10 protein-coding genes and 2 pseudogenes are annotated in these 14,232 nt (G+C 61.4%); 9 read left to right on the top strand and 3 right to left on the bottom strand.

What is annotated here, in order from left to right; genetic code table 11:
• Positions 1-47: 47 nt before the first annotated feature.
• The 6 genes from GJG85_RS22380 to GJG85_RS22355 all read left to right on the top strand — a co-directional run bounded on the left by GJG85_RS22380 (position 48) and on the right by GJG85_RS22355 (position 10,301).
• Positions 48-557: an OmpA family protein gene (locus GJG85_RS22380; RefSeq protein WP_050012342.1), complete on the top strand. Its 510-nt coding sequence runs from the start codon at positions 48-50 to the stop codon at positions 555-557.
• Between the two features lie 277 nt (positions 558-834).
• On the top strand, positions 835-2,715 hold the full coding sequence (gene tssF / locus GJG85_RS22375) for a type VI secretion system baseplate subunit TssF (protein ID WP_204384425.1): 1,881 nt from the start codon (positions 835-837) through the stop codon (positions 2,713-2,715).
• A 133-nt stretch (positions 2,716-2,848) separates the two neighbouring features.
• On the top strand, positions 2,849-4,969 hold the full coding sequence (tssI, locus tag GJG85_RS22370; protein ID WP_089489620.1) for a type VI secretion system tip protein TssI/VgrG: 2,121 nt from the start codon (positions 2,849-2,851) through the stop codon (positions 4,967-4,969).
• Positions 4,970-4,990: 21 nt separating this feature from the next.
• A complete protein-coding gene (locus GJG85_RS22365; protein ID WP_089489619.1) occupies positions 4,991-5,413 on the top strand; it encodes a DcrB-related protein in 423 nt (140 codons plus the stop codon).
• A gap of 7 nt (positions 5,414-5,420) precedes the next feature.
• Positions 5,421-9,917: a DUF6531 domain-containing protein gene (locus GJG85_RS22360; protein ID WP_239468992.1), complete on the top strand. Its 4,497-nt coding sequence runs from the start codon at positions 5,421-5,423 to the stop codon at positions 9,915-9,917.
• A gap of 6 nt (positions 9,918-9,923) precedes the next feature.
• Positions 9,924-10,301 (top strand): immunity 22 family protein, encoded by a 378-nt coding sequence (locus GJG85_RS22355; protein ID WP_089489618.1) that lies wholly within the window; start codon positions 9,924-9,926, stop codon positions 10,299-10,301.
• A gap of 53 nt (positions 10,302-10,354) precedes the next feature.
• Here GJG85_RS22355 and GJG85_RS22350 read toward each other — a convergent pair.
• Positions 10,355-10,680, bottom strand: a pseudogene (locus GJG85_RS22350) (IS5/IS1182 family transposase); the annotation flags it as partial.
• 133 nt (positions 10,681-10,813) lie between these two features.
• On the opposite strand from GJG85_RS22350, the gene GJG85_RS22345 reads away from it, so the two are divergent.
• Positions 10,814-11,185, top strand: coding sequence for a hypothetical protein (locus tag GJG85_RS22345; RefSeq protein WP_089489617.1), 372 nt, complete (start codon positions 10,814-10,816; stop codon positions 11,183-11,185).
• A 500-nt stretch (positions 11,186-11,685) separates the two neighbouring features.
• On the top strand, positions 11,686-11,907 hold the full coding sequence (locus tag GJG85_RS22340; RefSeq protein ID WP_059721886.1) for a hypothetical protein: 222 nt from the start codon (positions 11,686-11,688) through the stop codon (positions 11,905-11,907).
• Between the two features lie 96 nt (positions 11,908-12,003).
• Here the strand turns inward: GJG85_RS22340 and GJG85_RS22335 are convergent, their stop codons facing one another.
• Complete coding sequence (locus GJG85_RS22335; protein WP_089489615.1) at positions 12,004-12,654, bottom strand: hypothetical protein; 651 nt, start codon at positions 12,652-12,654, stop codon at positions 12,004-12,006.
• 185 nt (positions 12,655-12,839) lie between these two features.
• Positions 12,840-12,956, bottom strand: a pseudogene (locus tag GJG85_RS22330) (transposase); the annotation flags it as partial.
• Between the two features lie 18 nt (positions 12,957-12,974).
• Between GJG85_RS22330 and GJG85_RS22325 the strand changes: the two are divergent.
• Complete coding sequence (locus GJG85_RS22325) at positions 12,975-14,189, top strand: RNA-guided endonuclease TnpB family protein (RefSeq protein WP_089489785.1); 1,215 nt, start codon at positions 12,975-12,977, stop codon at positions 14,187-14,189.
• Positions 14,190-14,232: the final 43 nt, after the last annotated feature.

Raw genomic sequence — 14,232 nt, 5'->3', positions numbered from 1 at the left:
GTTAAAAGAAGCGCTTGCGGAGCGGGCGCGATGGAAGGGGATGCGAAATGAACCACTCGTTTCCTGTGAGCATGAGGCGGACGTGCGTCGGGAGTGCGCTGCTGCTGGGCATGCTGCTGGGGGGCTGCCAGACGCCGCCGCTTCATCGCGGGCTGACGCAGACGCAGGTCACGGCGCTGAAGTCGGCCGGGTTCCAGGAGACTGGGCAGGGGTTCGAGTTCGGGGCGGCCGGGCCGATCCTGTTCGATTTCGACCGGTACAACCTCAAGCCGGATGTCCGGCGGATCGTCGAGCGGATCGGGCGGACGTTGCAGTCGGCGGGGATCAACGGGGTGCGGGTGTACGGGTATTCGGATAACGAGGGGACGGAGAAGTACGACGTCGAGCTGTCGAGGCGGCGGGCTGAAGTCGTGGCTGTCGAGTTGGTCGACGCGGGACTCGATGCGAAGCGGATCGCGATCGTCGGGAAAGGGAAGCGCGATCCGGTAGGGGATAACAAGACGCCGGGCGGGCGGGCGCAGAATCGGCGAGCGGCGATCGTGGTTTCGCCGCGGTGACGCGATGCATGGCGCGTGGCCGCCGCGTCGACGAGCACGCTGTGCTGTCTGTTTTAACGGTTCGCCACCATTGGCGCGAAAATTTGCGAGCGGCCATTCACACGCGGCGAGCCCTGATATTCGCCGAAGGCAGGATGGCCATCGACCGAATTCGCCGCCGCCAACATGGTGGCCGTTCAATTCATTGGAAATAAAAAGCGACCTATCCGAATAAGATCGTTCCGCTTTCATGAATGCTGCATCGTCGTAGGCGAATGCAGCGACGGACGGAACGAGTATGGCCATCGAACCCAAGGATCTGCTGCCGCACTTCGAACGCGAGATGACGCTGCTGCGCCATTCGATGCAGACGTTTGCTCAGCGCTTTCCCAAAATAGCCGCTCGGCTGGCGATCACCGGCGAGCATTCGGACGATCCGCACGTCGAACGCCTGTTGCAGTCGTTCGCGTTGATGGCGGCGTGTCACGACATTCGTCTCGAAGATGACGTGCCTGCGTTCACGGGCAGTTTTCTCGATACGCTCGACGGCGCTTTTCTGCGCCCGTTTCCATCGTGCGCGATCGCGCAATTCCATGGCGACGGCAGCAGCGAACTGACTGCGCCGCGCGTCGTTCGTCGCGGCGAGCGGCTGATCGCACCGGTCGGCAAGGAAGTATTCCGCATCGCCGACGATGTCGAGATCGTGCCGCTGACGGTATCGTCGGTGCGCTACACGACCTCGTCGATCGCGCCGCGCGACGTCGCGTTGCCCCCGGAAACGACCGGTTTGCTGACCTTCACGTTCGAACTCACGACGCCGAAGGCGACGTTCGCCATCGTGCCGGACACATTGCGCATGCATTTCACCGGTGCGCGGGAAATCGTCGCGGCGCTCGCCGATGCCGTGTTGCTTCTTGCCGGCCGAAGCTTCGTCGAAGCAGGCGATGCAACGCGCTGGAAGCGTCTGCCGGACGCGACGTTCACGGCCGTCGGCTTCGATCCCGCCGATGCGTTGCTGGACGTGCGGCCCGACGATGCGCTCTGGCCGCTCCACTTGCTGATGACGTATTGCGCGGTGCCAGAGCGTTTCGACTTTGTCGACCTGGACATGCGGGCGATCAAGCGAATCGCCAGCGTCAACCGTCGCGTCGCGCTCCACCTCGCGATCGCGGGCGTGCATCCGGATTCGCATCGCGCGCAACGCCTGGCCGCCGCCACTGCCGACCACGTCCGGCTGTTTTGTGCGCCGGTCATCAACCTGTTTCCGGACGACGCCCAGCCGATCGAGACGCGCGCCGGTTGCGCCCATTACGCGGTGAAGGCGCTTGCGCAGGCCGGCGCGTCGCGCACGGCTATCTGGTCGATCGACACCGTTCGCCATGTTTCCGACTCGGGCGCGTCGATGCTGGCGCCGTTCCGGTCGCTGCAACATGGCGCGGGCATGCGTCCCGGATTGTTCTGGATGACGTTGCGCGACGAGGCACGGCGGGCGCCTAAGGAGCCTGTCGATTCCCGGTCCAAGGAGACGGAGGCGACTCCGCCGCCAGTCCCGGCAGACACTGCCGAGTCGCGCCGCGGCGTCGAACTGGAACTGGTCGACCAGGATGGACGACCTGCCGATCCCGGTCATCGCAAGCTGGAGATACGGCTGTCCTGCACGCAGGGCGATCTGTCCGGGATGCGGGGGCGCGAGCTGGCGTTGCCCAGCGGCGACCCGGTGGGAACGATTTCGCTGCTGAACCGGCCGACACGGAGCCAGCCGCCCGCTTTCCGTTACGGGGAGCTGTGGGATCTGCTGTCGCTCCTCGTGCCGCAGGCGATCCGGCTGGACAAGGGCGGCCTGACCCAGCTCAGGCGGCTTTGCGCACGCTGGGCGGAGGACTCCGTCGACGCCGGCCGGCGCTTCGATGCGCTCGTGTCGCTGTCGACGGCGCGCGTGCGGTGCTGGCTGCCCGGCAAGCCGGCGTCGGCGTTCGTGCACGGGCTGGAGGTGCGGCTGGTCGTCGACGAGCAGCGTTTCGCCGCGTTCAGCCTGAGCGGATTCGCGCAGGTGATGGACCGGTTTTTCGCACCATACGTGCCGGTCACGAGCTTCGTGCAGGTCGTGCTGTTTTCGGCCGCTACCGGCGTGCTGCTTCGGCGTGGGATGCCGCGTCCGGGTACCCAGCCGCTGGTTTAGTTTCTCGCTTTTCAGGGCTCGAACGAAAACGTTTGCGGACGTCTTTCAAGCGCTCGGGTTTTACCCTACATTATCGAAGCCGCGGACCGGCGAGCCGGCCGATGGAACCTGAGATCACACGCAAGGAACAAGAATGAGTTTCGCTCCGAACGGGGGTATTCCCAGTGGATTGGGCGGCAGTGCGCTCGGCTCGTTGAGCGCGCTCGGGGGCCTCGCCGGCCCGGTGGCGTCGAGTGTGGCCGGCAGCCTCGGGCCGCTTGCCGGCCTCGCGGGGCACGTCGACACCGTGCAGCGCGCGCTGCAACTCGCGCAGACCGGCTTCTCGCTGATGGAGAAGACGCCCGGCGCCATCGCCGAAGCGATCAACGGCGCCGCGAACCCCGCGCGCCTGACGCAGCTCAACCGTTACGTCACGCTCGATACGCCGCTCGGCCCGGATGTGCTGCTGGTCAGCGCGGCCGTCGTCGACGAGCACGTGAACCGCTTGCCGGAAATCCATCTCGACCTGCTGTCGCATCGCCACGACCTGAGGCCCGAGGACCTGATCGGCCAGCAGGTCAAAATCCGCTTCGACCAGCAGGCGCGCCTGTCGACGCTCGAACGCGTGGTGGCGTCGGGCACCGGCGACAACGACCGCTATTTCGACGGCTACGTCGCGTCGTTCGACCGCGCCGGCAACCCCGGGAACGTCACGCAATATCACCTGACGGCCGTGCCGTGGTTCTGGTTCCTCACGCGCTCGACCGACTGCCGGATCTTCCAGAACAAGACCGCGCAGGACATCCTCACCGAGATTTTCCAGGAACACGGTTTTTCCGATTTCGTGTTCGACATCCGGACCAGCCAGAAGCCGCTCGAGTACGTCGTGATGTACCAGGAGAGCTACTACAACTTCTGCGCGCGGCTGATGGAGCAGGAGGGGCTCGTGTGGACGCATCGTTACGAGAAGGACAAGCACCTTCTCGTGATCGGCGACACGAACCTGCTGTTCCGCCCGATCGACGGGCTCGCCACCGTGCCGTTCGCCGCGACCGAGGCGAGCGAGGACAGCGGCATCGACCAGTTGCACGAAGGCCGGCGCTTCGGCGTCGGCAAGGTCACGTTCCGCGACTTCAATCACCAGAATCCGTCGTCGCCGCTGATGCTGGTGGAGGTCGGGCCGCAGAATCTCAAGCATGCGCGGCTCGATGCGACCGAGCGGTTCGAGCACCAGTCGCTGTACGACCACGGCGACGACGGCAACCGCTATGCCCGTTTCGCGATGGAGGCCGAGGAGGCGCAAGCCCATCGCTATACCGGCGGCGGCTACGCGTGGCGCATGACCACGGCCGGCGCCGTGGCCGTCGCGAATCATCCCGTCCTCGAAAACAACCAGGAATACGTGATCCTGCACGTGCGTCACGAGGCCGTGAACGACTACACGCAGCACAGCGCGAAGCTGCCGTACCGCAACAGCTTCGCGCTGCTGCCGAAGAAGGTTCCGTACCGTGCGCCGCGCGCGACGCCGAAGCCGGTGATTCACGGCACGCAGTCGGCGATCGTCGTCGGGCCGAAGGGCGAGGAAATCTATACGAACGGCAGCGCGGTGAAAGTGCATTTCCCGTGGGACCGGCGCGGCAAGAAGGACGGCTCCGATTCGATGTGGGTGCGCGTGTCGCAACCGTGGGCGGGCGACGGCTGGGGCGCGGCCGCGATTCCGCGGATCAAGCAGGAAGTGCTGGTGGCGTTCAATCAGGGCGATCCGGATAACCCGGTGATCGTCGGCCGCGTGTTCAACGGCGAGCAGGGCAACCCGTATCACGGCGCGGCCGGGCAGACGATGGGGATCAAGAGCCAGACGCATAAGGGGCAGGGGTCGAACGAGTTGCTGATGAGCGACGTCAATGGTGCACAGATGCTTTACATGCATGCACAGAAGGACATGCATACCGTTGTCGAGGACGCGCAGTGGACTCAAGTTCTCAAAGGCGACCGGACCGTCGAGGTCGGCAAGGGCAACCATACGACGGCTATCGCAGTGGGCAACCTGTCGGACGTTGTAGTGCAGGGCAATACGCTGCATCAGACTCCGCAGGGCGTGCACACCCTGGAAGCCAAGGAACTCTGGATCAAGATCGGTGGCGATGGCGGTACGCGGATTCACATGACTGCCGACTCGATCGACATCTATAAGGGCGATTCGGTGATCCACCTGGATGACAGCAACATCAACATCCAGGCTGCTCGGACCGACATCAACCCGAAGAACGGCTAATCCCAATAAGGATAACAAAGCATGTACCAGATGCAGGAAGGCACGTTGGCGCTGCCCGTGGAGTGGCAGGATAAAACGATGAACGTATTTGTGTCGGCAGCGACAGGCACGGAAGGCGTGAGCTTCGTGATTACGCGCGAGCGCCTGCCGTGGGGCATGAAGTTCGCCGAATATGTGACAAGCGAAATCCGGAAGGTGGCGAAGCAGGTTCCAGATTACGCCGAGGTGGCAAATGAGGACGCCACGGTATCCGGGCGTGCTGCGCACGTGCATGAGTTTACTTGGGCGAACAACCAGGCGCCCATTCACCAGCGGCTGACGATGGTGGAATACGGGCAGGTCGTGCTGATGCTCACCTTCACCGCGCCCGGTACGCTGAGTGACACACAGCGCGACCAAATCCGGGCGGTGATTCAAAGCCTTCAGTTGCGCGATCCGATCTGAGGCGGCAATGTCGGACACGCCGAATTACAACGAGCCGAGCGGCAGCGCACAGGAACGTCTCGATCAAATCGCCAGGCTGGAGGACGGTGAGGCCGCGAAAGCGGCCGAGCAGCCGTTTTACGAGCACCTCAACTATGGGATGCTCGGCGCCGATGCGGGCCTGACCGCCATCGAGGGGACGGCTGCCGGGCTGGGTGCCGCCGGTACGGCGCTGGCAGGTGGTGCGACCGGCGGGGCGGCACTGGGTGCGGGCGCGGTTGCGGCGGGCACCGTCATGCTTCCGCTGGCGATTGCAGTCGGTGGAGCGTGGGCGCTCGACAAGGTTGGCGTGACCGGATGGCTGTCAAAGGAGTTCGCGCAGGTTGGCGACGCACTGGGCCTTACCATCGGCCGAGGCGATCCACATCCCGCCTGTATTGGCGATCGGATCGCGCACTCGTCAGGTTTTATGGGGATTCTCGCCGGCATTGCCGTCGGGGTCGCGATTGGCGTGGCAGTGGCGGCGACTGTGGCAACAGGTGGGCTCGCCGGCGCGCTGATCGTCGGGGCGTGCATGGCGGGCGGCCTGACGCTGGGTAGTGCGCTCGCGTCAGCCAGCCAAAGTATGGGAACCAACTGTGGCGAGATCGTCACCGGTTCGAGCAATGTGTATTTTGAAGGTAAGAAAGTGGCGCGCGTCACGGACCTGGTGAAATGCGATCACCATTCCGGCGCGCCGCAGGCACTCGTCGACGGCAGCAAAACCGTGTTCGTCAACGGCCTGCCGCTGGTGCGGATCGGCCACGAGACCCACTGTAGCGGCAAAGTTAATTCGGGGCGCAACAGCATCTGGATCGACAAGACGACCGGAAATTATGGTCCGAAGAACCCGGAGCTGTCGGCGACTCAGGAATTCCTGGCGGGTTTGCTCGGGGGGCTCGTAGGCGGTGGAGCGGGAAAGTTTGCCGGCAAGGGTCTGCGCGAAAAATTCAGACCTGAGCCTACCCGATCTGCGGAACAAAGGGGTATCAAGGACGAGAATCGACCGAAGTGCAAGGATCCGGTTGATCCGGTATCCGGAGAAATGCTGGAAATCCGTACGGATCTTGCCATTCCCGGAATCCTGCCTCTCGAGTTCAAACGACGCTATCGGACTCGATCGGACGATCATGGATTGCTCGGTCACCGCTGGTCGGACAACTGGTCGCAGCAAATGACGTTCGATGGTGGCCGCTTCGTGAGATTCCACGACGGCGCCGGCCTTGTGATCGGCTTTGACGCGCCGGATATGGCGCTCAACGGCATCAACTTGCGCGAGCCGCGTTATCGGCTGGTCGGAAGCAGACTCGAACCGCGCATTTTCGATCGCGATACGCGGCAACTGCGTATTTTCGCGCCGCTCGTCGAGGGGTGTTCGTCCCGCCTTGAACGGATTGAAGACCTCGACGGCAACAAGATCGTTCTTTCCTACGATATTGCTGACCGTTTGAGTGGCATGGCCCATAGCGACGGCTATCGGCTCGACATCGCCTATCACGGGCGCGATCGTCGGCTGCAACGGATCGTCCTCCATGATGCGGACGGTGGTTCCAGAACGCTTGTGGACTACGACTACCAGGGCGGCATGCTTACCCACGTGGCGAGCTTCCAGTTTGGCCAGTTCTATTACGCGTACGACGAACACGGCTGGATGACCCAATGGCGGGATACAGATCAGACCGATGTTCGATATCGGTACGACACCGATGGTCGTGTAGTCGAGACAGGTACCCGGCAGGGCTATCACACGGGCCGATTCATCTACGAAGCCGGCTGCACACGCGTGATTGACGTCGACGGCGAATGGACCTACGCCTATAACGACGAAGGTCTTGTAACGGCCGAAACCGATCCGCTCGGCCATTGCACTTACTCCGAATGGGAGCTTGGTCGTTTGATGGCCCGGATTGATCCGCTTGGCCGACGGACGGACTATCGATACGACGATCGAGGCCAACTGACTTCGGTCGTCGAAAGCTCGGGGAGGACGGTTGACTTCGACTATGACGACGAGCAGCGCCTTACTGGGGCGCGCTTGCCGAACGGTGGCACGATCAAGCTCGAGTACGACCATCTGTATCGGTTGATTGCACGCACCGAGCCGGACGGCAACAAAACGACTTATCGCTATGGGCCCCATGGCGAATTGCTGCGGGTGGTTCAGGGTGATCGCGAGACGCGCCTGGACTACGATGACCGGTTGCGGCTGACGGACATCGAGTTGCCAACGGGTGCGCGCTTTAGGCGCAAGATAGACACGCTGGGCCGGCTGCTGGAGGAAACGTCGCCCGACGGGCACGTGACTCGCTTCGACTATGCTGACGGCCCGGCAAATCCGCGCGGTCTGCTGAGCGCGGTTACGCGCCCCGACGGCTCAGTATCGACGGCACGTTATAACAGCGAGAGCCTGCCCGTCGAGTGGATCGATCCGCTAGGACGTACGATCCAGCGAACCTACGGTCCATTCGATCTGCTCACGGCGTCGATCGACGCGGCCGGTCATGCAACGCGTTTTGAGTACGACCACGCGACCCGGCTGACGAAGGTTATCAATGCGCTGGGAGAAACTTACACGTACCGCTACGACGCGGCCGGGCGTCTCGCGACCGAGATCGACTGGGGAGGCCGCGCGACCGAATACGAGCGCGATGCCGTTGGTCGCCTGCTGACGAAGACACTGCCCGATGGTGGCCAGTGGCGCTATACGTACGATGCATCCGACCGGCTTATCGAGATCGATGCCGGCGACGTGAAGCTTGCCTACCGCTACGATGCGAGCGGGCGATTGGCATCGGCGGAGGTCCAGGATGAGCACGCTCATGTGACGCGTTTTGCCTACGACAGGAATGGCCGCTTGATCGGCGAAGATCAGCACGGCCAACTTATGCGGCACGTCTACGACGCCGACGGACAACGCAGTCTGCGGATGACACCCAGGCGCGAGACCGCCTATGCGTACGATGTATCCGGGGCTTTGACGCAAGTCGGGGAACTGACGATCCGGCGTGATGGGTTAGGGCGCGAGATCGGCCGTGAGGCGGGAGACTTTGTCGCGCAGCAACAGTACGATGCGCTCGGCCGTATCCGCCGGCAGATTGCAGGGCCTGCCGTAGCCTTCGATGCCTTGCAAGCCGATCCGGCCCGTGCGCTCGAGCAATTGACGCGGCAGGTCTATCACTACGACGCAGCCGGGCAACTGGAGCGAGTCGACACCGACAGAGATACGCTTACGTATCGGCGCGATACGCGCGGCCAGATCGTCACCGCAGAAAGTCTGCTGCAGCCGACGGAGCACTTCCGTTACGACGCGGCGATGAACATTGCCGCGCATGGGCGCCAGGCCCCCGTGGATGCTCACCATTACTACCGAGGCGGCCTGCCGGAACGGATCGGCCATGCGCGCTATCGGTACGACGCACGTGGCCGCACGATCGAAAAGACGGTCGAACAGCCCGGGTTCCGGCCAAAGACGTGGCAATACACGTGGGATGGGCTCAATCGGCTCGTGAAGGTCGCGACGCCCGAACGCGGCGTGTGGCTGTACCGCTACGATGCTTTCAACCGCCGAGTCGAGAAGCGGCAACTCGGCGGCCGCGAAACCGTGAAGTTCCTGTGGGACGGGGCGACGCTAGCAGAACGCTGGATCGAGCAGCGCGATGGCACGACGGGCCAGGTCGTAACATGGCATATCGAACCCGGCGGTTTCTCGCCGCTTGCGCAGGAGACTGACGACGGCCTCTACCCGATCCTGACCGATCAGGTTGGTCTGCCGAAGGCCGTGTTTGACCAATACGGCAAGCCAGTGTGGAAGGCTGCGTATTCGTTGTGGGGCAAACTGCTGCCGGCACGGCGTGCAGCTAATGGCGGCGTGTCAGCAATTGACACAACGCTGCGCTTTCCTGGCCAGTGGGTGGACGACGAGACAGGGCTGAGTTACAACCTGAATCGGTATTATGATCCAGATTCCGGCGCATATCTTAGTCAGGATCCGATCGGCCTGGGGGGCGGCACTCGCATCTACGGATACGTCCCGACTCCGACTGACGAGACTGATCCGTTGGGGCTCCAGCGATGTCCGATTCCAGGTATCCGTGAAGGCTTCGCGGAATGGTTTAATAAGTTAACGCCCGACGAGTTCGATACCTACTGGAAGGACTATCGAGGGACGATTGAGGACAGATTGCGTTGGCCTGGCAAAATGCACGAGTGGTTGCCAGTAAGTCGTGCCCCTACCTTTAAGCGTTGGGGGCTCACAGCGGAAGATATCTGGGGAAATCGAACGCCGACGAAATCTACTGGTGGTATCAATCCTGACTGGATGCACGGAAAGAAAGGATCAGGGACAGCGCACGGTGAAATCATCGATATTGTCGATTCATCCATGGACTATGCAACGTACTTACGGCGTTTGCAGAACTGGGGAAATTATCGGCTCACTAATGGCGTCGACGATCTGCCCGTGGGTCTTCGGCCGCCGACGGAGTAAGGAAGAATGGAAAAAGCTAATAAAGTATCAGTCTGGGTCGGGAAGTTCACTGACGACGATGATCTTACGGACTACATCGAGAACGCCTACGATGAGAATGGTGACTCTTTCAATCAGTTTCGAGACGATACCGGAATTGATTGGTTTGACGATGGCTTCCGCGAGGCGGACATGCTGCAACCGGATCTAAGCCTCCGAGAGAATCTTGTGGGATTTTCTTGGATCGATAGTTTTGCCGACGTGCTGATTCTTCAGCTCGAAGCTATGCGCAGTGCTGACGATAATGGTCTGATCCTACTTTATAACTTCCAGTACGAGAACGCAGAAAGCGTCCGTCCTGCCTCCCGCGTGCGCTTCGTCGGGACGTTTGATTTTCAGACGTAGGCTTGGTGGTGTAGTTCGAAACGAGGAGATCGAAGTACACAGGGCTTACGAACTCAAGGATACGCCCCATGTTGGAATACGCCCATGCGGATAGCGACCTCGGTCGCTTGTGATTCTGTTCGACGTGCCCATAGCCGTACCGGTGAGCGTCTTCAGGCGATACATCGCGTTCTCCGCGAGCGAGCGCCGATGGTGGCCGTAACCTTTCTTCCACTTGTGATCGCCGTCTCGGACGATCCGCATCGGCCGTATCGTTCTGCCACATCATACCCGGCGTATTGAGGGAGCAACGAGCGGCACCATCGCGCGGTGGGATCGAAGGGGCCACGCCGTGTGCGGCAATGGTGGCATGACGCGGTTTAGTGCCGTAGACCCCGTCGCTTCGAGTTCGACGCGTATGGTCGGCGGATCTGGAAGCTCAATGGCAGTTATCCCCGGTCCGGACGTTGTGGGAATCTATACTGACGGTAGCGCCGCTGTAGTGTCACCGGCACAAGAACAGGGATTATGGAATGCCAAATGAGATTTTGAATAGCATCGATTCGGAGATATCCAAGCCTGGATTTTTCGATTTTTTTACTGCCCTGGATTTCGATGAGCTACTTGACAAAAGGGACGCCGCATCATTCGATGATCTCTGGATGCAGGCGTTTAACGAAGTCAATGGATTCGACCTCGTAGCCGACGACAAGAAATTCTTGAATTTTATTAGAGAGAAGGCATTCAAGCTCTCGTTTCGAGCCTCGGGAAATCCTGACATCGCGGGAAGAGTTTCAGACGACGTCGAACTGATCGCAAAGAGCATGTTGGCCGGGAAACCGGATGGTTGGCCAGTTAAGGTCCTGTGGAGCGGCTATAAAAAAGGGGGCTTCCCTGCCGAATGAGGGTGACGGATAGGTCCCGCTCAGCACAAGTGGAATCCGCAAGCGCGCACTCAAAAGACCTTGCAATGGCTAACCAAGTATCGAGCCCGCCCCACATCGTCGAGTCCGACCTCATAGAACTGTTTCAAATCGTCACGTTCGGATCAATCGTGTTTCGAATGGATGGCGTAGGCGTCGACATGCTCGCCATTATCGTCAACACGCGCAATAACCAGAAAACTGACCAAGCCGCGTACCTATACCCAATGGCTAACGTGCGCTCAAATGCGCACCAATGATGGTTTAATTGGTGATGTTCAATTGATGATGATCGTGTTGCCCGCAGTGCACGCGAACGGAAGTGCCACACGCGCCGACCCTCTACCGAAGCATCGCTCCCATCGATCCACCAACAAAGGAGGAATCCAAACCATAAAAACGCCGCGGTAAACGAGCGCGGGCCGCAAGTGCTACCAACACTCACGACCCGCTAACCACAGCCAACTTCCAAGGAGTTGCCCATGGCTAAGCCGAATCATAAAGCACGACCGCCGAAGACGGAACGTTTCGTCACGATCCAGGAAATGTGGGGTACCCCGAAGACCATGGATCCGAGGCCGGAGACGTTTTATCCGTACATGAAGATTGGTGGAATGTGGCTGATCAACGATGCGTGTTTTGTTCCGGGCCGCAAGGCGAGGATCGATATTGAGCCCGGCAGGCTGATCATCACGCAGCTGTAAGCGCAACGCCGCGGGATGCGGCCGCGCTGCGCGATGTCGCGCAGCGCGCCGGACAGGGTAGAGCAGCCGTAAGCGGCAGCCGCCCAAAACCGCACATCACCAAGCGATATCGCAAGACGACCGCGATGTCCCCGCACCGCCGGTAGCCGTGCATTTCGTCCCCGATCCGTTGTCGTAGAACGTCCGCGTCTCTGGTTGCGGCACCGAAGGATCGAACGGATTCGGCGCCCCGTGCGGACCGCGCGGCGCATCGTACGGCCGCTGCGGCGCGTACGAGCCGCCACTACCAACCGGCCGCGAACCGTTAGCACGCAGGTATTCATTCCAGTTCTGCTCGCGCTGCTCATACCCAGGGACTGCGCGACCCAAGCTATCGCTCCCGCCCGCACCAAGCGCGACGCGGTTCGGAGCCAACGCAAAATCGAGTTCATGTTTAAAAGCAGGCGGCGATGTCACGAGCGCATCGCTCGTCACCCGCAACGGCCGCGTATCCGGCGTATCGAACGGGCTCCGTTCGGGAGGCGCAGCGAACTGCACTCGTCGCCGGCTCTTTCGTGCCGCATGCCCATCATCCCGAGCAGCCGCACGCCGCTCCGAGCGAAACACGTTGGCACCGGCCGACCGATCGGTCAGCGCATCGCGTCCCGAAGCATGGGCAGCAGAAACAGAAAGCGCGCACGCGATCGCGGCGGCGGAAGAGAGGCGGGTAGGGCAATTCATGGGCGATCCGAAGCAGGTGATGTGCATTGAACAGGGGAGCGGCAATCCTCCCCGTTCAGGGGGAGGAAGGATAGCGCGGACAGCGTAGCTGTCCTTCTGCGGCGTTAGTGTGGCGTCCGCTGCTGCTCGGTGTACTGGCGCACGACTCGGCAAAGTAGGACGGCGACCTCGCGCACCGTCCCACAACTTACACCGATGCACGGGCACGTCTTCTGCTGAATCGGCCGGCTCGAAACACCCTTCAGGCTGTTCGCCAGCGCCAATACCGCAACCTTCGGCGGATAGTTCGCCAGTGGGTGTACATGGTTGCCTTCGCCGTCGAACTCCACTCGCGATACTATGGCTCCATGCAACGACTCCAAGCCTTTAAATTCGAACTGATGCCGACCGGTGAACAACAGCGCAAGATGCGCCAGTTCGCGGGCGCGTGCCGATTCGTCTACAACAGGACGCTCGCGTTGCAGAAAGAAACGTATGAGGCAGGCGGCAAGTACATAAGCAAGTTCTCAGTCGGGAAGCACCTGACCCAATGGCGTAACAGCGCCGATACACCGTGGCTCTCAGACGCTCCGCGTCATGCGCTGATGATGGCGCAGCAGGCGTGTGATCGTGCATTCCAGAACTTCTTCGCCAAGCGTGCGGATTTTCCGCGCTTCAAGCGCAAGGGCGATAGCGATCGGTTCCAGTTTCCCGACAAGAACCAGATCGTGGTCGATAGCGCCAACGGCCGCATCAAGGTTCCGAAGCTCGGCTGGCTGCGCTACCGCAACAGCCGAACGGTGCTCGGCGAGGTTCGCAGCGCGACTGTTTCGCTGCGAGCGGGCAAGTGGTTCGTGTCCATCCTCACAGCACGCGAAGTTGAGCAGCCAGTGCCGCACGGCGCGGCTGTAGGTATCGACGTGGGTGTAGCCCGCTTTGCGACCCTGAGCGATGGCACGTACATCCCGCCGCTCGCCAGCTTCAGGAAACATGAGCAGCGTCTCGCGAAGTATCAGCGGCGCATGGCCCGCAAGGTCAAAGGCTCTGCGAACTGGAAGAGGGCGAAGGTCCGCATCCAGCGCATTCACGCGCGCATCGCCAACGCGCGAGCAGACTTCCTGCACAAGGCATCCAACACGATCAGCAAAAACCACGCGATGATCGCCGTCGAAGACTTGCAGGTTCGCAACATGAGTAAGTCTGCAAAGGGCACGGCTGAGGCGCCGGGACGCAATGTCCGCGCGAAGTCGGGCCTCAACAAGTCCATTCTGGACCAGGGCTGGGGCGAGTTTCGTCGTCAATTGGAATACAAGACAGCATGGAATGGCGGGTATTTCGTCGCGGTTCCGCCGAAGAACACGAGCCGTACATGCCCGCGCTGCGGCCATATTTCAGCCGAGAACCGCAAGACGCAGTCGCTATTCGCCTGTATCGAGTGCGGGCACACGGCAAACGCCGATCACGTCGGCGCGATTAACGTTTTAGCGGCGGGGCACGCCGTTTTAGCCTGTGGAGAGAAGGTGCAATCAGGCCGCTCGAAGAAGCAGGAACCCACCGAAGCGACTCAGGTTCTCGCAGCCTAAGCGCAGTAGGAATCCCCCTCCTTCAGGAAGGGGAGGATGTCAA

This window comes from Burkholderia sp. MS389 (assembly GCF_016899425.1).
GTDB classification, from domain to species: domain Bacteria; phylum Pseudomonadota; class Gammaproteobacteria; order Burkholderiales; family Burkholderiaceae; genus Burkholderia; species Burkholderia sola.
The sequence above is the reverse complement of the archived record's forward strand: the minus strand, read 5'-3'. Positions and strand labels throughout refer to the sequence as shown.

Excerpts from the sequence above, each read along its gene's own strand:
- GJG85_RS22380 (WP_050012342.1), top strand. The coding sequence starts at position 48 with ATGAACCACTCGTTTCCTGTGAGCATGAGGCGGACGTGCGTCGGGAGT.
- tssF (WP_204384425.1), top strand. The coding sequence starts at position 835 with ATGGCCATCGAACCCAAGGATCTGCTGCCGCACTTCGAACGCGAGATG.
- tssI (WP_089489620.1), top strand. The coding sequence starts at position 2,849 with ATGAGTTTCGCTCCGAACGGGGGTATTCCCAGTGGATTGGGCGGCAGT.
- GJG85_RS22365 (WP_089489619.1), top strand. The coding sequence starts at position 4,991 with ATGTACCAGATGCAGGAAGGCACGTTGGCGCTGCCCGTGGAGTGGCAG.
- GJG85_RS22360 (WP_239468992.1), top strand. The coding sequence starts at position 5,421 with ATGTCGGACACGCCGAATTACAACGAGCCGAGCGGCAGCGCACAGGAA.
- GJG85_RS22355 (WP_089489618.1), top strand. The coding sequence starts at position 9,924 with ATGGAAAAAGCTAATAAAGTATCAGTCTGGGTCGGGAAGTTCACTGAC.
- GJG85_RS22345 (WP_089489617.1), top strand. The coding sequence starts at position 10,814 with ATGCCAAATGAGATTTTGAATAGCATCGATTCGGAGATATCCAAGCCT.
- GJG85_RS22340 (WP_059721886.1), top strand. The coding sequence starts at position 11,686 with ATGGCTAAGCCGAATCATAAAGCACGACCGCCGAAGACGGAACGTTTC.
- GJG85_RS22335 (WP_089489615.1), bottom strand. The coding sequence starts at position 12,654 with ATGCACATCACCTGCTTCGGATCGCCCATGAATTGCCCTACCCGCCTC.
- GJG85_RS22325 (WP_089489785.1), top strand. The coding sequence starts at position 12,975 with ATGCAACGACTCCAAGCCTTTAAATTCGAACTGATGCCGACCGGTGAA.